17 protein-coding genes are annotated in these 20962 nt (G+C 65.4%); 10 read left to right on the top strand and 7 right to left on the bottom strand.

From position 1 onward, the window contains the following. Positions 1 to 92: 92 nt before the first annotated feature. Positions 93 to 1463, top strand: a complete 1371-nt coding sequence (locus tag ACXJMY_RS06480; protein WP_456618479.1) for an MmgE/PrpD family protein — start codon at positions 93 to 95, stop codon at positions 1461 to 1463. A 188-nt stretch (positions 1464 to 1651) separates the two neighbouring features. On the opposite strand, the gene ACXJMY_RS06485 is transcribed toward ACXJMY_RS06480, so the two are convergent. Continuing rightward, on the bottom strand, positions 1652 to 3085 hold the full coding sequence (locus ACXJMY_RS06485) for a serine hydrolase domain-containing protein (RefSeq protein WP_456618480.1): 1434 nt from the start codon (positions 3083 to 3085) through the stop codon (positions 1652 to 1654). A gap of 318 nt (positions 3086 to 3403) precedes the next feature. Beyond that, the gene (locus ACXJMY_RS06490) at positions 3404 to 4465 is read right to left on the bottom strand and encodes a helix-turn-helix domain-containing protein (protein WP_456618481.1); all 1062 of its coding nucleotides are present in this window, start codon (positions 4463 to 4465) and stop codon (positions 3404 to 3406) included. Positions 4466 to 4723: 258 nt separating this feature from the next. On the opposite strand from ACXJMY_RS06490, the gene ACXJMY_RS06495 reads away from it, so the two are divergent. From ACXJMY_RS06495 to ACXJMY_RS06505, 3 genes are all read left to right on the top strand, one after another. Then, a complete protein-coding gene (locus ACXJMY_RS06495) occupies positions 4724 to 5641 on the top strand; it encodes a pirin family protein (protein WP_456618482.1) in 918 nt (305 codons plus the stop codon). A gap of 65 nt (positions 5642 to 5706) precedes the next feature. After that, positions 5707 to 6621 carry a phosphoribosylaminoimidazolesuccinocarboxamide synthase gene (locus tag ACXJMY_RS06500; protein ID WP_456618483.1) on the top strand — a complete coding sequence of 305 codons (915 nt, stop codon included), beginning with the start codon at positions 5707 to 5709 and terminating at the stop codon, positions 6619 to 6621. A 715-nt stretch (positions 6622 to 7336) separates the two neighbouring features. Then, complete coding sequence (locus tag ACXJMY_RS06505; RefSeq protein WP_456618484.1) at positions 7337 to 9553, top strand: SLC26A/SulP transporter family protein; 2217 nt, start codon at positions 7337 to 7339, stop codon at positions 9551 to 9553. 100 nt (positions 9554 to 9653) lie between these two features. Here ACXJMY_RS06505 and ACXJMY_RS06510 read toward each other — a convergent pair whose 3' ends face one another. Continuing rightward, on the bottom strand, positions 9654 to 10016 hold the full coding sequence (locus ACXJMY_RS06510) for a nuclear transport factor 2 family protein (protein ID WP_456618485.1): 363 nt from the start codon (positions 10014 to 10016) through the stop codon (positions 9654 to 9656). Between the two features lie 34 nt (positions 10017 to 10050). Continuing rightward, complete coding sequence (locus tag ACXJMY_RS06515; RefSeq protein WP_456618486.1) at positions 10051 to 10932, bottom strand: NAD(P)H-binding protein; 882 nt, start codon at positions 10930 to 10932, stop codon at positions 10051 to 10053. Positions 10933 to 11048: 116 nt separating this feature from the next. Here ACXJMY_RS06515 and ACXJMY_RS06520 point away from each other — a divergent pair, with 116 nt between their 5' ends. Then, entirely contained in the window at positions 11049 to 11861 is an 813-nt protein-coding gene (locus tag ACXJMY_RS06520) for a helix-turn-helix transcriptional regulator (RefSeq protein WP_456618487.1), read from the top strand. A 112-nt stretch (positions 11862 to 11973) separates the two neighbouring features. Here ACXJMY_RS06520 and ACXJMY_RS06525 read toward each other — a convergent pair whose 3' ends face one another. After that, positions 11974 to 13467, bottom strand: coding sequence for an NAD-dependent succinate-semialdehyde dehydrogenase (locus ACXJMY_RS06525; RefSeq protein ID WP_456618488.1), 1494 nt, complete (start codon positions 13465 to 13467; stop codon positions 11974 to 11976). 110 nt (positions 13468 to 13577) lie between these two features. Continuing rightward, positions 13578 to 13898: a hypothetical protein gene (locus tag ACXJMY_RS06530; RefSeq protein WP_148773504.1), complete on the bottom strand. Its 321-nt coding sequence runs from the start codon at positions 13896 to 13898 to the stop codon at positions 13578 to 13580. Between the two features lie 349 nt (positions 13899 to 14247). Between ACXJMY_RS06530 and ACXJMY_RS06535 the strand changes: the two genes are divergently transcribed. Continuing rightward, positions 14248 to 15441: a serine hydrolase domain-containing protein gene (locus tag ACXJMY_RS06535; RefSeq protein WP_456618489.1), complete on the top strand. Its 1194-nt coding sequence runs from the start codon at positions 14248 to 14250 to the stop codon at positions 15439 to 15441. Positions 15442 to 15582: 141 nt separating this feature from the next. On the opposite strand, the gene ACXJMY_RS06540 is transcribed toward ACXJMY_RS06535, so the two are convergent. Continuing rightward, positions 15583 to 16584, bottom strand: a complete 1002-nt coding sequence (locus ACXJMY_RS06540) for an adenosine kinase (RefSeq protein ID WP_456618490.1) — start codon at positions 16582 to 16584, stop codon at positions 15583 to 15585. A 185-nt stretch (positions 16585 to 16769) separates the two neighbouring features. On the opposite strand from ACXJMY_RS06540, the gene murJ reads away from it, so the two are divergent. The 4 genes from murJ to ACXJMY_RS06560 all read left to right on the top strand — a co-directional run bounded on the left by murJ (position 16770) and on the right by ACXJMY_RS06560 (position 20895). Continuing rightward, a complete protein-coding gene (murJ, locus tag ACXJMY_RS06545) occupies positions 16770 to 18320 on the top strand; it encodes a murein biosynthesis integral membrane protein MurJ (protein WP_456618491.1) in 1551 nt (516 codons plus the stop codon). Between the two features lie 86 nt (positions 18321 to 18406). Next, entirely contained in the window at positions 18407 to 19459 is a 1053-nt protein-coding gene (gene trpS, locus ACXJMY_RS06550; RefSeq protein WP_456618492.1) for a tryptophan--tRNA ligase, read from the top strand. A gap of 107 nt (positions 19460 to 19566) precedes the next feature. Further along, positions 19567 to 20061 (top strand): universal stress protein, encoded by a 495-nt coding sequence (locus ACXJMY_RS06555; protein ID WP_456618493.1) that lies wholly within the window; start codon positions 19567 to 19569, stop codon positions 20059 to 20061. A gap of 264 nt (positions 20062 to 20325) precedes the next feature. Next, positions 20326 to 20895, top strand: a complete 570-nt coding sequence (locus ACXJMY_RS06560) for a NifU family protein (protein WP_456618494.1) — start codon at positions 20326 to 20328, stop codon at positions 20893 to 20895. The last annotated feature ends 67 nt before the right edge of the window (positions 20896 to 20962 follow it).

Raw genomic sequence — 20962 nt, forward strand, 5'->3', positions numbered from 1 at the left:
CAGGCAAAAGCATGGCTGATGCCCGCTGCCGCAGGGCCGCTTGAAAGGCCAAATCAGCCCGCCTAACTTGCGCGCCAAAACGAGGAAACACGATGGCCCACGAAACCGCAACGCTCGCCGCCTATGTCGCCAAGCTGAAATACCCTGATATTCCGGCAGAGGTGCTGGATCGCGCAAAAGTGCTGACGCTGGATTTCCTCGGCAGCGCGATCCGGGCCCGCAGCGAGGCGGAATCGACCCCCTCGATCCTGAAGATGCTGGAAGCGCTCGCGCTCGACACCAGGGGCGAATCCACCGTGTTCGGCGACACCAAGACCTGGACCCCGGCGGTCGCGGCACTCCTCAACGGCGCGCTCGGCCATTCCCTCGACTTCGACGATACCCATGCCGATTCCTCGCTGCATCCGAGCGCGCCGGTGGTTCCGGCCGCGTTCGCCGTCGGCGAGATGGTCGGCGCGTCGGGGCGCGACGTGCTGACCGCGATCGTTGCGGGTTATGAGGTCTGCTGCCGGCTCGGCAACGCGCTCGACCCGACCTCGCATTATGCCCGCGGTTTCCACCCGACCGCGACCGCCGGCACCTATGGCGCGGCCGCGGCTGCGGCAAAGCTGTTCGGTCTCTCCGAGCAGCAGATCGTCGCCGCCTTCGGCGTCTCCGGCAGCCAGGCCGCGGGCTCGCTGCAATTTTTGGTCAACGGCGCCTGGAACAAGCGCTACCAGGTCGGCGCCGCCGCGATGAACGGCGTGATCGCCGCGACGCTGGCGCGCAACGATTTCGTCGGCGCGACGGAATCGGTCGAGGGCAAGCACGGCCTGCTCGCCGGCTACACCGACGACGCACATCCGGACAAGGCGGTGGCCGGGCTCGGCAAGACCTACGAGACCATGAAGATCGGCGTCAAACCGTATCCGAGCTGCCGCTATACCCATGCCGCGATCGACGCGCTGATCGCGATGCGGCGCGAGCACAATCTGACGCCCGACCAGGTCAAGCGCGTCGAGATCGGCCTGCATCGCAACGGCATCACGCTGACCGGCGATGCCGCGACCAAGCGGCATCCCACCTCGATCGTCGGCGGCCAGTTCTCGATGTTCTTCACCGGCGCGCTCGCGCTCGACCAGGGCTCGTTTGGCTGGGACGATTACAGCCGCCTTGGCGACACCACCATCGACGCGCTCGCCGACAAGTTCGACGTGGTGCAGGACGACCGGCTCGAGATCGGCCGCACCCATCCGTTCGGCGCCCGCGTCAGCATCACCACGGACGATGGCGTGCATGAGCGGCTGTACGCCGATCCTTCCGGAGAGCCGAATTCTTTCCCCGATGCGCAGGCGATGCAGCAGAAATTTCTGACGCTGGCGCGGCCCGTGCTGAACGCGCGCGCGGAGAAGTTTGCGGATGCGATCATGACGCTGGAGCGGTTTGATCGCGTGGCGAAGGCGACGGAGCTGGGACGGCAGTGAGTTTCTTCTCCCTCTCCCCGTTCTTACGGGGCCGCGACGAGCTTCGCTCGCGCTGAGAGGGTTGGGGTGAGGGGCCTCTCTCCCCAGATGAGATGATCGTGAGACCTGTACCCCCTCACCCGGATCGCGCCGGACGATGCTTCGCATCGCCGGGGGCAATCCGACCTCTCCCCGCAAGCGGGGAGAGGTTAAGGCAAGTCCACCCCCGCCAGCTTCCCCTTCTCGCGCGTCGCCGCCACCACGTCGCGCACGAGATCGAACACGCCGTCCGCTTGCGGCGGCCAGTTCGGCGAGCGGCCGAGCCGCACGATCACCAGGCGCTCCGACGGAATCACGATCGTGTACTGCCCGATCGTGCCCTTGGCGAAGAAGGCATCGCGCGGCCAGCCGTGTGTGATGCGAAAATTCGCACCAAAGCTGTCGCCCTGGTTGGTCCAGAAGCCGGCGCCGATGCCGACCCAGGCGTTCGGCGTCGGGCTGGCAGAGTAGTTCACCCATCCCTCGGGGAGGATGCGCCGGCCGCCGGCGACGCCGTCATTGAGATAGAGCTGGCCGAAGCGCGCCCAATCGCGCGCGGATGCGAGCATCTCGCTCGAGCCTTCGATCGTACCCGAGCCATCAAGCTGGAGCGTGACATGGCGCATGCCGAGCGGAGCGAACAATTCGCGGCGCGCGAAGCGCAGCGCCTCACTGGGATTGCCGCCAGCGGCGTTGCGGATCAGATGCGAGAGAATGATGCTATTGCCGTCGTGATAGTTCCACGCCGCGCCTGGCGCAGTCTCGAGCGGGATGCTCTCCGCATACGCGGCCATGTTGGACTCGGCGAATTTCATCCGATTGACCGGCTCGAACGCGGAGCCGAGCGAGGCCTCCAAGGAGCTGCCGAGCGCAAGGCCCGCGGTGTGACGCAAGAGATGATCGACGGTGATGGCATGGCGCGGATCGTCAAGATTTTGCCAGGCGGCGACCGGCGCGGGCCCGTCCAGCTTCAGTCTGCCCTGCCGCACCAGCACGCCTGTCAGCGCCGAGATCACCGATTTCGTCATGGAGAAACCGAGCAGCGGCGTCTCCGGTCCAATGCCGTCCGCGTAGCGCTCGGCGACGATGCGGCCCGACTTCATCACGACGACCGCGCGGGTGCGCCGGTATGGCGGCTGCGCGGGCTCGGTGAAGGCGCGGTCGAGCGCCGCGGCGAGCCCCTCGCCCTGCGGCGGCACGATCGCAGGGCCGGCGATCTCGGCGAGAGCCGCGGACTGCCGGTCGTCCGCAAGCGGCTCGACGGCGGCAATCCCCGCGTCGTGCTCGAGCGTGCAGCCGAGCCCCTCGCGATAGACGGCATGGCTGCGGCCGATTCCGAACAGCGTCACCGTGACGTCCTTGCGGACGCGGTCGACCTGGTAGTCCATCGCCCAGGTGAGCAGACCGGTGCCCGGCATCGCATCGGTGGTCTCGACGAGGTTGCGCCCGGGGTCGAGGCCCGAGACGAAGGTCTCCGAGCAGAGAATGTCGGCGATGAAGCCGGTCGCGACCTTGGGCACGTCGCGGGCCCGCGCCGCGCCGAGCGCGAGGCCGGCAGCGGCGATGGTGGTGGTGAGGAGGATGATCTTGCGGCGGCGGGTCACGGGCTTTCTCCGGCTTGGGGCGTGTGCCGGAGACGAAGCAGGATGCGGGCGATGTGTGCTCGCCGGATTTGGAAAACGGCCTGGTTGAAACTGCGCGGGGCTGGTCGATTCTGGAATAAGCAAGCTATTTCAAAGCAATACGAAGATGCGGCCGCGATGGCGGTCAGCCCCCTCGCCCCGCTTGCTGGGAGAGGGCTGGGGTGAGGGGGAGCCTCCTCAGGGACGGCAACAGTTGGACTTGCGGAGGCTCCCCCTCACCCGGAATTTGCTCCGCAAATTCCGGCCTCTCCCCGCAGGCGGGGAGAGGCGAAGAACCCGTCACGCCGCGTTGACCTTCAGCCGCCGGTACTCGGTCGGCGTCACGCCGGTGACGGCCTTGAAGGCCCGGTTGAAGGGGCCAAGCGACTGGAAGCCGGCGTCCATCGCGATGGTGATGACGGGGACCTCGGCCTGCATGGGATCGGCGAGCGCGGCCTTGGCCTCCTCGATCCGGTGGTTGTTCAGGAACACATTGAAGTTGCGATAGCCGAGCCGCTGGTTGATCAGCCGGCGCAGCCGGTATTCCGGAATTTTCAGCCGGCCCGCGAGCGCGCCGATGGTGATGTTCTCCTGGCGATAGATCCGCTCGTCCGCCATCAGCCGCATCAGGGCGTCGATCAGCTTTTGATCGGCGGCGTCATCGGCCGCAGGCTGACTGAAAACAATCGGCGGTGCGGGTTCCACTGCTGCCGGAAACAGATCCGCCCCGTCAACGCGCATCATGGCATAGACGATCGCCGCAACGGTGCAGGCGAGCACGCCGGCATTGATGGTTTCGGCGACATCGCCGACGTGGTGGCCGGCGGCGGCGATCTGGAGCACCGCGTTCAGCCCGCCATAGAGCGCGGTTATGCAGACGATGAAGACACGAACGCGGCGGCGGCGCTCGACCAGGTCGGCCGGCCAGGAGGCGATCATCTGCCCGACCGCAAGCGCGATGAAACCGAGCACGATCAGATTGACCACCGTCACCGAGAGCCGCACATGGCCGCTAGGTGCAATCCAGACGCAGCCTGCGAAGCTGAAGGCCGTCACCAGCGCCCAGACCCATCCGTGCCACCAGCGCAGGCGAAACTCGTCGTCGAACAGGGAGCGTGTGAACAGCCAGAACACCACGATGGTGCCGGTCGACAACGCGATCAGTGGTGCATGCCAGAGCGGGATCCGCGACGTGACATCCACCGAATAGCTCGCCGCATGCGCGGCCGAGCCCAGCGCGAAGGCCGCGCCGAGGCGGGCTGCGAGCACTTTGCGAAAGTCCTGCAACAGCGACGCCGCCAGCATCAGCAGCAGCGTGACGCTGGCGGCGCGAAAGGCGAGCTCTGTTGCGGCAAGTGTCATCGGCTGATGCGATCGGTCGCGGTTGGAATCAGCCGAACATCGTTCGTTGCGTCCTTTTTTTCAAGGACCATCCACACCCCAACTGTCATCGCCCGGCTTGACCGGGCGATCCAGTATTCCGAGACGGCCGTGATTGAACCGATAGGCCGCGGCGTACTGGATGCCCCGCTTTCGCGGGGCATGACAGCGGTGCTTTGTCGGGACGACGATACGAAATCCTGCTACGATCTCGCCCAAGAAAGTCAAAAGGAGTCCATCATGAGCTGGCAACCCTCCAACGATCCCGTGCTCGGCGACCCCATGTCGTGCGATGCGCTCGACCTCGTCATCGTGCCGCGCACGCGCGACCTCGGCGACGGATTCGAGGTGCGGCGCGCGCTGCCGCATGGCAAACGGCAGATGGTCGGGCCCTTCATCTTCTTCGACCATTTCGGCCCGGTGCAGTTCGTCTCCGGCAAGGGCATGGACGTGCGGCCGCATCCGCATATCGGGCTTGCCACCGTCACCTATCTCTTTGACGGCTCGATCATGCATCGCGACAGCGAGGGCAACATCCAGGAGATCCAACCCGGCGCGATGAATTTGATGACCGCCGGACGCGGCATCGCGCATTCCGAGCGCACGCCGGATGCTCAGCGCGCCTCGGGCCAGAAGATGCTGGGCCTGCAAAGCTGGATCGCACTGCCGGCCGGATCGGAAGAGATCGCGCCGTCGTTCCAGCACTACGGCGCGGGCGATTTGCCGATGATCTCGGAGCGCGACTTCACCGCACGGGTGATCGCGGGCTCCGCCTTCGGCATCACCTCGCCGGTGTCGATGGTGTCGCCCTGGTTCTACACCGAGGTCACGGCCGTTGCGGGCGCGAGCGTGCCGCTCGACCCCGACCACGAGGAGCGCGCGATCTATGTCGTCGACGGCGAGGTTGAGATCGCGAACGAGCGTTACGAGGGGCCGCGGCTGCTGATCTTCCGGCCCGGCGACCGCATCACCGTGAAGGCACTCAAGGCCACGCGGATGATGTTTCTCGGCGGCGATGCATTGGAAGGGCCGCGCCACATCTGGTGGAATTTCGTCTCCTCCAGCAAGGAGCGGATCGAGCAGGCCAAGCAGGACTGGAAAACCGGCCGCTTCACCGCGGTTCCGCAGGAACATGAGTTCATTCCGCTGCCGGAATAGGCTAATCCGGTGTCCGGCCGCGCTGTCCGGCGCTGCCGGATTTCCTGCCTGCGAAAGCTTTGCCGATGACCACCATGCTCTCCAGCGACCTGCCGCTGCCCAAGATCGGGCGCGGCAAGGTGCGCGACATCTACGCCGTCGACGACGACCGCCTGCTGCTCGTCACCACCGACCGCATCAGCGCCTTCGACGTCGTGATGGGCGAGACCATCCCGATGAAGGGCGCGGTGCTGACCCAGATCAGCGCGTTCTGGTTCAACGAGCTCGAAGGCGTGGTGCCGCATCACATGATCAGCGCCGACACCGACGAGATCATCGCGGCCGTGCCCGCCTTGAAGCCGCACCGCGGCGAGATCCTCGGCCGCGCCATGCTGTCGCGCCGCACCACCGTGTTTCCGATCGAATGCGTGATCCGCGGCTACCTCTCGGGATCGGCCTGGAAGGAATACGCAGCCAGCGGCACGCTCGCGGGCGAGGAGCTGAAGGCCGGCCTGGTCGAGAGCGAGAAGCTGGAGCCTGCGATCTTCAGCCCGGCAACCAAGGCAGAGACCGGCCATGACGAGAACATCACGATCGCGCGGATGCGCGAGGTGGTCGGCGACGAGACAGCCTACACGCTCGAGAGCATGACGCGCGCGATCTACACGCTCGGCGAGGAGCTGGCGCGCGAGCAGGGCATCATCATCGCGGATACCAAGTTCGAGTTCGGCCGCGACAAGGACGGCCGCATCATCCTGATCGACGAGGTGATGACGCCGGATTCGTCGCGCTTCTGGGCGGTCGATGCCTACAAGCCCGGCCAGCCGCAGGCGAGCTTCGACAAGCAGCCCTTGCGCGACTATCTCGATGTCGAACGCCGCGCCGGCCGTTGGAACGGCGACGCCCCACCGCCGCCGCTGCCGGCGAGCGTGGTGGACGCAACCAGCAAGCGATATCTGGAAGCGTATCGGCGGGTGACGGGGAGCGAGCTGAAGATCTAGCTCGGCTGTTGCAGCCAAGTCCGTTATTGCCTGCCCAACTCTCCGCTGTCGTCCTGGCGAAAGCCAGGACCCATACCGCGAGGTCTATCGATCGCGGACGGTTCTAATCCCGCACGACCAATCCTCGCCAAACTCCTCCCTGGGGTAATGGGTCCTGRCTTTCGCCAGGACGACGGCGAGTGTGAGGCGACAGCATCAATCTTCACTCGTCGTCCTGGACAAGCGCAGCGAAGCGGAGCGTCGATCCAGGACCCATTACCATAGGGAGGAGTTTGGCGAAGACTCGTGGTCGTCAGCTCGCACCAAACTACTCCCTGGGGTTATGGGTCCCGGCCTTCGCCGGGACGACACCGGGTGTGAGGCGACAGCATCAATCTTCACTCGTCGTCCTGGACAAGCGCAGCGAAGCGGAGCGACGATCCAGGATCCATTACCACGGGGAGTTGTTTGGCGAAGACTCGTGGTCGTCAGCTCGCAACACGACTCCTCGCTGGGGTAATGGGTCCTGGCTTTCGCCAGGACGACACCGGGTGTGTGCTTCGGCTGATCCCGACTTGCCTCCCGCGTATGATCGGCCGTTCACAAGCCGCGGACCCACATCCCCGCCGCATCGCTCCAAAACTGTCGGATACCTCACAGCTGAAAGAATCCAGTTGCGCTAGGCTCGCAGTCGTCTACGTCTCGGACGGGAATGTTCATGAGCGAGTGTCACAGCGTGACAGATCCAGCAATTGACCTCGGTCCGGTCACCGGGGTCAATCCGTCCATCAAGCGTGCGCTGAATGATATATTGGGCGGGAGCGCCGCCAGCGTCCTCACCATCACATTCGGGCTGTCCTACGCGCTGCTGATCTTCACAGGCCCGCTGTCGCCCTATCTGTCCTACGGCATCGCCGCGACCTTCATCAGCTCCGCGATGATCGCCGCCGTCATCGCGCTGGGAAGCTCCCTGCCCTTCGCGATCGCCGCCCCCGACAGCTCGACGGCCGCGGTGACGGGCATTCTGGCCGCTTCGCTGGTCGAGCGCGTCGAAGCGGCCAATCTGTCGGCACCGCTGCTGCAGCCGGTCCTGATCACGCTCGGCCTGTCGACCGGGCTGACGGGGATCGTGCTGTGCGGACTGGGGCTGACGCGACTGGGCCGCGCCATCCGCTACGTGCCCTATCCGGTGGTCGGCGGCTTCCTCGGCGCCACCGGGCTCCTGATCGTCATGGGCGCGATCCGGGTGATCACCGATCACCCCGTGCAATTCGCAACGATGCTGCGCTTCACCGACGGCATCACGCTGTCGGAGCTCGGCGCCGCCTGCGCCATGGCGATGGTGCTGTATCTGGCCTGGCACCGCTCGCGCAGCCCGTTCGGCCTGCCGATCATCCTGGTCGGCGGCATGCTGACGGCACATCTGGCGTTCTGGATCGCAGGGATTTCGCCGGAGGAAGCGCGCGCCCTGGGCTGGATCTTCCAGCCGCCGCCGGCGGCGGCCTTCATGCTGCCCTGGCACACCGACGATCTCGCGAATTATCCCTGGTCCGCCGTGCCGGACCTGCTCGGCAACGTTGTCGCCGTGATCTTCGTCACTGCCTCCAGCACGCTGTTCAACACCACCGGCATCGAGGTCGCCGTGCATCGCGAGGCCAATCTGGAGCGCGAGCTCAACGTCACCGGCGCGGCCAACATCCTGACCGGCGTGCTCGGCGGCTATGCCGGCTGCATCTCGGTCAGCCGCTCGATCCTCAATTTCTCCAGCGGCGGCCGTGGGCGCCTGTCCGGGTTCACGGTCGCGGCGATCTCGCTGCTGATGCTCGCGATCGCGCCGGAACTGCTCGGCTTCATGCCGAAATTCGTGCTCGGCGGCCTGCTGCTCTATCTCGGCGCCGACCAGCTGCACAAATGGCTCATCGAATCGCGCAAGCGGCTCTCGCGGCTTGAATACCTCTCGCTGGTCGCCATCATCGCGATCATCGTTCTCTGGGGATTCGTGCCCGGCATCCTGATCGGCGTCGTCATCGGCTGCGCGACCTTCGCGTTCAGCGCGGCGCGGGTCGAATCGATCAAATACAGCTTCGACGGCGCCGAATATCGCTCTTCGCTCGACCGCTCGCGCGACGACCAGGAGGTGCTGCTGGCCCATGGCGGCAAGATCCAGGGCCTCAACCTCCAGAGCTATCTGTTCTTCGGCTCCGCCAACCGGCTCTACCAGCACGTCAAGCAACTGCTCCAGGAACGCCCCGAGTGCCGCTATTTGCTGTTCGATTTCAAGCTCGTCACCGGCGTCGACTCCTCGGCCGCCTATAGTTTTGCCCAGATCAAGCGCAGCGCCGCCGATCTCGGCGTCGAGCTGATCCTGGTGCATCTGTCGGCCGCGGCCGAGAAGGTGCTGCGTTCCAGCGACTTCATCAGCGAAAGCGTCACCATCATTCCCGAGCTCGATCATGCGCTGGAATGGTGCGAGAACGAGCTCATCGCGAAGCATCAGGGGCTGGAACAGGAGCAGGCGAGCCTGCGCGACTGGTTCACGGGGATCCTCGACAGCGAGGACGATGCCGACGAGCTGATCCGCCGCTGCCAGCGCCTCGAGGTCGAGGCCGGCGACGTCATCGTGCAGGCCGGCGATCCCGCCGATTCCATGCACTTCATCCTCGACGGCCGCGTCGGCATCATGATCCCCGCCGACGACGACCGCACCACGCGCGTGCGCAGCCTCGGCCGCTACACCACGATCGGCGAGATGGGCCTGGTGTCGCAGACGCCGCGCAGCGCGACGATCCAGGCCGAGGTCGACAGCGTCCTCTATGTGCTGAACACGCACCAGTTCGACGAGATCAAGGCCGAGGACCCCGCGCTCAGCCACAAGCTGCTGACCTATTTCGTGTCGATCATGGCCGAGCGGCTGACGTTTGCGAACCGGACGATCGCGGTGCTGAGGCGATGATTGGCCCGTAGCCCGGATGGAGCGAAAGCGTAATCCGGGATCGTGCCACAAGCGACAGAGGCCCCGGATTGCGCTTCGCTCCATCCGGGCTACGGGGCTATCACTGCCGCGGATTTACAAAGCCGTGAAGCTGCCGGATGCGGTCTCCATCCAGGACCGCCATGTCAATGCCTGTTGCAGCCGGGGTTGCAGCTCCCGGCGCGGCCAACGTCCAGCCGAACAGGACCTGATCGTGATGCGCATTCACGCTCCCTGCAAGCGTGAAGCGCAGGTCCGGAAGCCTTGCCTGCAAGGCTTCCACCAGGCGCTCGATTGCATCCCGTCCGGCGACCGAGTCATTCGGGTCGATATAGACGCACGCGTCGCTGAAGACCTCGTCGATCAGCCGCCGGCGTTTGCCGGCATCTCGCTCGTTCCAGACGGCAATGTAGTTCCGGACGAGATTTGTCACGCGTTCGCTCATTGGATTTTCTCCTCCACATGACCATGCCTGCCGTTTACGACAGGGTATCGCTAACCATCGTGTCCAGGCTGCTCGCGGCGACGCCCAACAGTTTCTCGGTATCGCCGGCATCGAGCAGAAGCGGCTTCTCGAACAGATAAGACATCTCGATCCCTTCGCTGAAGCCGATGCCTTCCAGATCGGCCGAGGTGAGGCGAAGCAGGTCCGGAACGCCAATCCTCAGCGCGACCGCAAATCTGCGCACCAGTTCGCGCACGGACGCGGACTGCGACGGCACGTGAAAGGCGCGGCCCCATTTTCCGGTAAAGCGCGACGCAGCGACCAGCGTCCTCGCCGTGTCCTTGGTGAAAGACCAGGCATGCGCCACATCGGGATCGCCAAGGAACGCGACCGGCTCGTTCTTGAGCAGCGACGGCAGTGCCAGCAGCGAGAAATACGCGACCGCGCCCTTGCCGAGATAGTCGCTTGCACGGACCTCGAGCGCGGGAACGTTCGATCGCAGCGCACGCTGCCACATGATGTGCCGGGTCGTGCCCTTCCGGGTGGTCGGGTCCGGCTCCAGGTCCGCAGTGAGAGGGCTCACGGCCGCCGCGCCATAGCCATAGACATTCCCGACCACGATCAGCCTGGCACCAACCTGCTCGGCCGCCTTGACCGTTCCGTCCATGATCGGAAAGAAGTCGGTCGGCCATCTGTGATAGGCGGCCATGGCGCACATGAAGATCGCGTCGGCGCCCTTGCTGAGTGACGCCAGCTGTGCGGCGTCGGTGGCATCCGACGAAACCGTACGCACATCTGCGAGATCGAGCGACCCGGCATTCCTGCTGGTCAGGATGACGCTGTGTCCGTCCTCCGCAAGAAGGCGGGCGGTTTCGCGCCCGACGGGACCGGCTCCGACAATCACGTAATGACTCACTTGGCATCCTCATTTGTCACGAGACGACAGATGAGTTCTTGGCCTCGGAGCCGTTGAAAATCGCGCACAAGGCGCCAAATACCGAGCACGTTCCGCCAAGATCTGGAGCCTGGCCCATGCATGCGAGACCGCGTTCGGCGCCAACATCGGCCGGTACCGCCGCCGCGGCCATGCGAACCGAGCCCGACTCCGTCGCGCTCGAGCCGATCCGCGATCACCGGATCGTCATCCACCTCAGCCCTGCGACGCGCTCATTCTGTCTTGAGACCGGGGATCAGTTTCTGCGTCAGGCCGGCGATATCGATGTGATTCCGTGCGGCGCCGTCGGCGGCTTTGTCGCGGAGACGCCCTACCAGTCGCTTCAGATCCGACTCGCGCCGAGCATGCTGGACCATGCCGCATCCAGGGCTCGACAATCGGCATCCGCCCGACTGACGCACCATCATATGCTGCGGAATGACCGCATCGTTCTGCTTGGACAGGCTCTCGAAAGCGACCTGAAAGCGGGCTCGCCGAGCGGCCCGTTGTTTGCTGAGAACGTGGGAATGGCCCTGGCGGTCGAATTGCTGAACCTGGCGAATGACCCGCCGGCCCAGGCCATCCGCCTGTCGAACGCGCAGCTCCAGAGAGTCCTGGCCTATATCGATGCGAATCTCGACCAGCCGCTCACCATCGACATTCTCAGCCGCGAGGCCGGTGTCAGCAGCTCGCATCTACGGGCCTGGTTCAAGGCGGCGATGGGCGTCACGGTCCATCACTACGTTCTGAGGAGGCGGGTGGAGCACGCGCAGCAGCTGGTGCTTCAAGGCAATCGCAAGCTCAGCGAAATTGCCCTTGAAGCGGGCTTTTCCCATCAATCTCACCTCGCCAAATGGATGCGGCTCGAGCTTGGATACAGTCCCAGCGAACTGCGCCGAAGCAAGAATTGATTGCTTGCGTGGTTTCGTAGCCCGGATGGAGCGCAGCGCAATCCGGGATCGTGCCACAAGCGACGGATGTCCCGGATTACGCTTCGCTCCATCCGGGCTACAAGACTAGAGCCTAAACCCCCGCCATCATCACGTATTTGATCTCGACATATTCTTCCATGCCGTGGCGCGAGCCCTCGCGGCCGAGGCCGCTCTCCTTGACGCCGCCGAAGGGCGCGACCTCCGTGGTGATCAGGCCGGTGTTGACGCCGACCATGCCGGACTCAAGCGCTTCGGCGACGCGCCAGACGCGGCCGAGATCGCGGGAGTAGAAGTAGGAGGCCAGACCGAACGGCGAGGCGTTGCACATCGCGATGACGTCGGCTTCGTCCTTGAAGCGGATCACCGGGGCGAGCGGGCCGAACGTCTCTTCCTGCGCCACCAGCGAATCCGGCTTGACGTCGGCAAGCACGGTCGGCTCGAAGAAGGAACGTCCGAGCTCGCTGCGCTTGCCGCCGGTGACAACCTTGGCGCCGCGCTTCACGGCATCCGCGATGTGGCGCTCGACCTTGTCGACCGCTTTCAGGTTGATCAGCGGGCCCTGCGTGACGCCGCTCTCGGTGCCATCGCCGATCTTCATCACCGCGACCTTGGCCGAGAGCTTCTTCACGAACTCATCGTAGATCTTGTCCTGGGCGTAGAGACGGTTGGCGCAGACGCAGGTCTGGCCCATGTTGCGGTATTTCGAGACGATGGCGCCTTCGACCGCGGCATCGATATCGGCGTCGTCGAACACCACGAACGGCGCGTTGCCGCCGAGCTCCAGGCCGAGCCGCTTCACGCCGACGGAGGCCTGCTGGTAGAGAATCTTGCCGACAGCGGTCGAGCCGGTGAAGCCGACGAAGCGCACCGCCGGGTGCTCGCACAGCACCTTGCCGATCGGCGGTGCATCACCGGTGATGATGTTGAACACGCCCTTGGGCACGCCGGCCTTTTCCGCCAGCACGGCGAGCGCCAGCGCCGACAGCGGCGTCTCATTGGCGGGCTTCAGCACCACGGTGCAGCCGGCCGCCAGCGCCGGCGAGACTTTTCGCGTGATCATCGAGTTCGGGAAATTCCACGGCGTGATGGCGCCGCAGACGCCGATCGGCTGCTTGATGGCGAGCAGGCGCGCATCGGGCCGCTGGGTCGGAATGGTCTCGCCATAAACCCGACGGGCCTCTTCCGCGAAAAACTCGACATAGGCGCCGCCGATGTCGACCTCGCCGAGCGCTTCCGTCAGCGGCTTGCCCTGTTCGGAGGTGAGGATCAGCGCCAGGTCCTCGCGGTTGGCGATGATCAGCTCGAACCATTTGCGCAGGATGTTGGAGCGCTGCTTGGCGGTGTGCTTGGCCCAGGCCGGGAACGCGCGCTGGGCAGCTTCCACCGCCTTGGTGGTCTCGTCAGCACCAAGCTGCGGGACTTTCGCGAGCTCGACGCCGGTCGCGGGATTGTTGACGGCAAAGACCGGCGTGCCGACCCAGGCGCCGTCGATGTAGCACGCCTCCTTCAGCAGCGAGGGATCCTTCAACCGGTCGCGCAGGGTGGATGTGGCGTGTTGGGCGCGTGCGGCGGCGGTCGGGGTCATGGCGTTGCTCCTTCGGACGATCGGATCGGCCCGGAATATAGGGACAAGCGGCGCGCAATGCACCGTCCCGCAACGCGCATCTGGTGGGAATTAAAGTGGGATCCGCGAGGTTACGCCGCGCCGCTCATATAGGTTTCGCGCCGGCCGATCATGCGCTCCGCCGCGGCCTTGGCGTCGGCCTTCGAGGACGTCGCGCAGGTCCGGTATTCGAGATCGGGGGCGTCGGAGGTGTCGCGGCGGCCGAACCACGACTTCGAGCCGACCGGCAGCAGCGCCAGCGCCTGCGCCAGATTGTCGACCGCGCCGAACGAATAGAGCGCGCCGGTGCCGGCGATGCGGACCTCGTAGATGCCCGGCGCAATCGGCGCCTCGAGATTGTCGCCCCGTCCGGGACGGGGATAGCGCTTCCATTCGCTCCAGGTTGAAATCATCAGAGGCCCCCTCGCGGCCGATCAGCAGCCGCCAAATTTGCATCAAGTCTTAACGTCGGCCGCCTCATTGAGGCGGGTGCTGAACGCCGCAACGCACAAAATGGTTCAAGTGCTCGAAAACCCTCGAAGCATATCGCCTGAGCCCGTTCTGGGTCACTGCGAAGTGCGGCCATCCACCGCAGATTGTGAGGAAGTGTTGCAGTCCAGTCGCCCTGTCGTCCTGCGCGGGGCGCGGGTCGTCAAGTCACGACATCGCGACCGGTCAAGACCCACGGACGCGCTTGCCGCACGGAGCACGCGGGAGGACAATCGATCACTTCCAACAATAATCAAACCGGAGGAAACGCGTATGCAAAGCCAAGCCCAGATCGACGAGGTTCTGCGTAAGACAAGCGACGCAAAAGAGATTCCCGGCGTCGTCGCGATTGCCGCCAGCGGCAACGACGTGCTGTATCAGGGCGCGTTCGGCAAGCGCGACCTGTCCAAGCCCGACGCGATGACGCCCGACAGCGTGTTCTGGATCGCCTCGATGACGAAGGCGGTGACATCGGCGGGCGCGATGCAACTGGTCGAGCAAGGCAAGCTGTCGCTGGACGCGCCGATCGGTGAGGTGTTGCCCGACCTCGCCAAGCCGCAGGTGCTCGAAGGCTTTGACGCCAAGGGCGAGCCGAAATTGCGGCCGGCGAAGGGACCGATCACGCTGCGCCAGCTCATGACCCACACCGCCGGCTTCGCCTACAATGTGTGGAACGGCGATCTCGCGGTCTATCTGGAGAAGACCGGAATCCCGAACATCTTCTCCTGCCAGAACGTCGCGCTGAAGACGCCGATCATGTCCGATCCCGGCACCCGCTGGGAGTATGGCATCAACATCGACTTCGTCGGCAAGGCGGTGGAAGCCGTGAGCGGCAAGCGTCTCGACGCTTATCTGCGCGACAATCTCTTCACCCCGCTCGGCATGAGCGACACCGGCTTCAAGATCACCGACAACATGCGCCGGCGGCTGGTCGCCACGCACGCACGCGGCGAGGATGGATCGCTGGCGCCGATCCCGTTCGAGATCGAGCAGAATCCGGAATTTTGCATGGGTGGCGGCGGCCTTTACGGCACTGCCAGCGACTACATCAAGTTCACCCAGATGATCCTGAACAAGGGCCGCGGCAACGGCAACCAGGTGCTGAAGCCCGAGACGGTCACTCTGATGGGCCAGAACCACATTGGCGATCTCACCATTGGCAAGATGACGACGGTGGCGCCCATGTACACGAACGACGTCGATCTCTTTCCCGACATCGTGAAGAAGTGGGGGCTCTCCTTCCTGATCAACACTGCCAAGACGCCGGAGGGCCGCAGCGCCGGCAGCCTCGCCTGGGCTGGTCTCGCCAATACCTATTTCTGGATCGACCCGGCGCGCGATGTTGCCGGCGTGATCCTGATGCAGGTGTTGCCGTTCGTCGACGCCAAATGCCTGGAGGCTTTCGCGGGATTCGAGCGCGGCGTCTATGCCGGGCTCGATGCGGGCAGCGGGCAGAAGGCGGCGTGAGGGGCGCAACTCTCGCCACACGAAAACTGTCATTCCCCGCGAAAGCGGGGAATCCAGTACGCCGATAAACCACTGACGTCTCGGAGTACTGGATCGCCCGGTCAAGCCGGGCGATGACAGCGAGAATGAGGCGACTTCGCGCTACCCCGTCAGCCCGCGCTGCTGGGCGAGCTCCTTCAGCGACACTTGCGGCCGTGCGCCGATGTGCTGGATCACTTCGGCGGCGGCGAGTGCGCCGAGCTGGCCGCACTGCTTGTACGGCAGCTCGCGCGCCAGTCCGAACAGGAAGCCGGCGGCGAAGAGGTCGCCGGCGCCGGTGGTGTCGACCAGCTGCGTGATGGGGAACGCAGGTGCGGCGACGGCGTCTTCCGGCGACACCACCACGCAGCCCTTCTCGCTGCGGGTGACGACGCCGAGATTGACGTCGTTGCGCAGCTGCTTCAGCGCGGTGTCGAAGTCCGAGGTCATGTAGAGCGAATGCAGCTCGGACTCGTTGGCGAAGACGATGTCGACGGTGCCGTTGCGCATCAACGCGAGAAACTCGTCGCGATAGCGGTCGACACAGAAGGAATCCGACAGCGTCAGCGCCACCTTGCGCTTGGCATCATGGGCGATCTTGGCGGCCTTGACGAAGGCGTCCTTGGCGTTCTTGGGGTCCCAGAGATAGCCCTCGAGATAGACGATGCCGGCGCTCGCGATCTCGGCCGGATCGATGTCGGCGGGCGACAGATCCTGCGCGGCGCCGAGATAGGTGTTCATGGTGCGCTCGCCGTCGCCCGTCACCAGGATGTAGGAACAGCCGGTGGCCGGGCCGTCTTTCGCCGCGGGCGTGTTGAAGGCGACACCGGCGGCGCGGATGTCGTGGACATAGAGCTTGCCGATCTGGTCGTCCTTGACCTTGCCGACATAGGCGGCTCGGGCCCCCAGGCTGCCGATGCCGACGATGGTGTTGGCGGCCGAGCCGCCCGAGACCTCGGTCGCCGGGCCCATGTCCTTGTAGATGGCGGCAGCCCGCGCCTCGTCGATCAGGGACATGCTGCCCTTGGTCATGGCGTGCCTGGCCAAAAAGGCTTCATCGGTCCTGACCAGCACGTCGAACAGCGCGTTGCCGATCCCGAGAACGTCGTATTTCACGTCAGCCATTCACTTTGATCCCGTTGCCCGATTGCGATCTCGCGGAAAATCCGCTTCCTGTCGGCCTGAAAATGCAGCTCGCGGCCTATCACGACCGGGGCCGCGCGAGCAAGCAACGAGGGTTATCTTTTGACGCGTTTTCTTGACGCGAACCGGGGCCAGCTCGCCCGAAAACGCCATGGTATGAACGCCCGATGATCCGCTCCTTCCTGACCGTCTCGACGGGAACACTGGCCTCGCGGCTGCTGGGCTTTGCGCGCGATTCCCTGATCGCGGCGCTGCTGGGCACCGGTGCCGTGGCGGATGCCTTTCTGGCGGCGTTCCAGCTCGTCAACGTGGTGCGGCGGCTGCTCAGCGAAGGGGCGCTGAATGCGGCGCTGATCCCGGCCTGGCTGCGCGTCCGTGACCGCGATGGCGAGGCGGCCGCAGCGGCGTTCGCGGGACGCGTGCTCGGTACGGTCAGCGCGGCCCTGATCGCGATCTCGATCGTCATCGCGCTCGCAATGCCGCTGATCATCACGCTCGTCGCGCCGGGTTTTCTCGGCAGCCCCACGCTCGATCTCGCCGTCCAGAACGCGCGGCTGATGCTGCCCTATCTCGCCTTTGCCGGCCCCGTCACGGTGCTGATGGGACTGCTCAATGCGCAGGGACGGTTTGCGCTCACGGCGTTCTCGCCGCTGCTGTTCAACATCGCCCTGATCGCCGCGATCGCGGCCCTGCTGCTCTGGCACGCCGATGCGGCCTTCGCCGCGTGGATGCTGGCCGCCACCGTCGGCGTCGCCGGCCTGCTGCAGCTCGTGATGCTGCTGTCGCGGCGAAGCGGGCGCCTTGCGACACCGTTGCGCGCAAACTTCGACACGGACATGCGCGGCTTCCTTGCCAAGGCTATCCCCGGCATGATCGCAAGCTCGGGCCCGCAATGGCTGATGGTGGCCGGTGCGATCATTGCGTCCGCGACACCCTCCGCCGTCTCCTGGCTCTATTTCGCCAACCGCCTGATCGAGCTGCCGCTCGGCATCGTCGGCGTCGCCATGGGCACGGTGCTGGTGCCGGAGCTGACGCGCGCGGTGGCGAGCGGCGACCGTGACGCGGTGGCGCACGCGGAATCGCGCGCGCTGGAGCTTGCGACCGGGCTGGCGCTGCCCGCCACGCTCGGACTGGTCGTGCTGGCCGAGCCGATCGTGCGGCTGTTGTTCGAGCATGGCGCCTTCGGCGCAGATGACAGCACGGCCACCGCGCGCGCGCTGATGTGGCTGGCGCTGGGCCTGCCGGCCCACGTGCTGATCAAGGCGCTGTCGCCGGCCTTCTTCGCCCGCAGCGACACCATGACGCCGCTCTTGGCGACCGCCAAAGGGCTTGTGGTCGCGGTCGCGCTCGCGGTCCTGCTCGGCCATTTTTTCGGCGCAAGCGGGATCGCGGCGAGCATTGCCGCCGGGGCCTGGAGCAGCGCGCTCGCCCTGCTCCGGACCGGCACCACCGAATTCGGCTTCTCGGTCGACGCAGCCGCCCGCAAGCGGCTGCCGCGAATCGTGCTCGCCGCGCTCGCCATGGGCGCCCTGCTCTGGCTGACCGCGGGTCTGATGCCCGCCGAGGCCCATGGCCTCATCCGCTTCATCGTGCTGGGCCTGCAGATCGCGGCGGGGATCGCCGTCTACGGGCTGATCCTGCAAATTCTCGGCGTCGCGTCCTGGCGCGAGGCGGCCAATGCCCTGAAGCGGCCTGCCCGGCCCGACCTCGGCGCGTAAGGCGATGGAATTACCCTTGACGGGGCAGCGCCGCTGTTGGAAACGACGGCCGAATATCTCAGGAAGGCTTGCCAGGACAGCTTACCATGCCATTCGTTGAACGGGTCTTTTCGGGCGTCCAGCCGACGGGCAATCTGCATCTCGGCAATTACCTCGGCGCGATCGTCAACTTCGTGAAGATGCAGGAAACCCACAACTGCATCTATTGCGTCGTCGACATGCACGCGATCACGCAAGGGGTCGACGTCTGGGGCGGACCGGCCGAGCTCGCGCGCAACACCCGCGAGGTGACCGCGGCGTTCATCGCCAGCGGCATCGATCCGAACAAGCACATCGTGTTCAACCAGAGCCAGGTCTCGGGCCATGCCGAGCTCGCCTGGATCTTCAACTGCGTCGCGCGCATGGGTTGGCTGGGCCGCATGACCCAGTTCAAGGAGAAGGCCGGCAAGGACCGCGAGAATGCGTCCGTCGGGCTGTTCGACTACCCCGTGCTGATGGCGGCCGACATTTTGCTGTACCGCGCCACCCATGTTCCGGTCGGCGAGGACCAGAAGCAGCATCTCGAGCTCTCGCGCGACATCGCGCAGAAGTTCAACAATGATTTCGGCGACTCGATCCGAAGCCAGGGCGCCAATGACGGCCTGTTCTTCCCGCTGCCGGAACCCCTGATCACGGGCCCGGCGACGCGCGTGATGAGCCTGCGCGACGGCACCAAGAAGATGTCGAAGTCGGATGCGTCGGACAATTCACGCATCAATCTGACCGACGACGCCGACACCATTGCGCAGAAGATCCGCAAGGCGAAGACCGATCCGGAGCCGCTGCCGACCGAGGAAAAGGGCCTGGAAGCGCGCCCCGAGGCCGACAATCTCGTCGGCATCTTTGCCGCGCTCTCCGGCCGCAGCAAGGCCGAGGTGCTGCGCGAATTCGGCGGCGGACAGTTCTCCAGCTTCAAGAACGCGCTGGCAGAGCTGTGCGTCACCAAGCTCGCGCCGATCGCCGGCGAGATGAAGCGCCTCGTCGCCGATCCCGGCCATATCGACGCGATCCTGAACGACGGCGCCGACCGGGCCCGCGCGATCGCCGACGAGACCATGAGGCTGTCGAAGGACATCGTCGGCTTCATCCGCCGGCGCTGATTGTTGCGTTCACAAGACGGCCAGCGCCACGGCGCCGGCCGACGTCCCCTCTCCCAAACCCACGGAGAGTGTGGCAGCATGTCGGCCGCGCACACGCCGGGACATGCATGACCAGCAAGCGACTTTGCTTCGAGCCGGGTCACAAGCCCAAATGCCTCGTCGTCGTCGACGACACCGCCGAATGGGATCGCGCGGTCTATTACGCCAGCCGCTGGGCGATCCGTGCCGGCGGCGGCGTGGTGATGCTGCGTATCATCGAGATCGAGGACCAGAACCAGCAATGGCTGGGGGTCGCCGACATCATGAGGGCCGAGGCGAATGAAGCGGCGGAGGCCGCGCTCGACCGTGCCGCAGGCCGCGCCAACGGCATCGCCGCGATCACGCCGGAGCGGGTCATCCGCGAAGGTGCCGCGATGGAACAGCTGCTCGCGGTGATCGACGAGGACCCCGACATCGCCATGCTGGTGCTCGCCGCCAATCCCGGCGCGGAAGGTCCGGGGCCGCTGGTCTCGCTGCTGGCGCACGCGCTGGGCACGTTCCCCGTTCCGGTGACGATCATCTCCGGGGCACTGAGCGACCAGAGCGTGGATTCGCTGTCGTAGCTCTCCTGGTCTGGGCGAATGGCCAACCAGCTTCTCGTCATGCCCGGGCTTGTCCCGGGCATCCACGTTCTTGGGACCGGGGGGAAGTAACGCGTGGATGGCCGGGACAAGCCCGGCCATGACGGCGCGGGACTATTTGAGTATCCTAACCCGCTGATATAACAACGAAACGCGCTCCTTACCCCTTGACCGTGCGTTCGCCGTCGCCATCTGCTACTGGATAGCTACGCGCCGGCCTTGAACCGGCGACGTCCGGAGAAAACCATGTTCATTCAAACCGAAGCCACCCCCAATCCCGCCACGCTCAAGTTCATTCCCGGCCGCGTCGTCGTCGACGGCAGCCCGGTGGAGTTTGCAAGCCGCGAAACCGCGGCGCAGTCGCCGCTCGCCGAAAAGCTGTTCGAGGTGCCCGGCGTCACCGGCGTGTTCTACGGATCGGACTTCATCACCGTGACCAAGGCGAGCGGTGAATGGCAGCAGCTCAAGCCCGCGATCCTCGGCGCCATCATGGAGCACTACATGTCCGGCGCGCCGCTGCTCGCCGACGGTGCAGCCCAAAGCGATGCCGATCTCGACGACGAGAACGAGTTCTTCGACGAGGCCGACGCCGAGACGGTCGACATGATCAAGGACCTGATCGAGACCCGCGTGCGCCCGGCGGTCGCCAATGACGGCGGCGACATCACCTTCCGCGGCTTCAAGGACGGCGTCGTCTATCTTAACATGAAGGGCTCCTGCTCCGGCTGCCCGTCATCGACCGCGACGCTGCAGCACGGCATCCAGAACCTGTTGAAGCATTTCGTGCCCGACGTGGTCGAAGTCCGGCCGATGTGACGACGAAGTCGTCATTCCGGGGCGGTCCGAAGGACCGAGCCCCGGCGCGCAGTTGCGTGCCTGAGAA

The sequence above is a fragment of the Bradyrhizobium sp. P5_C12 genome (genome assembly GCF_054049735.1).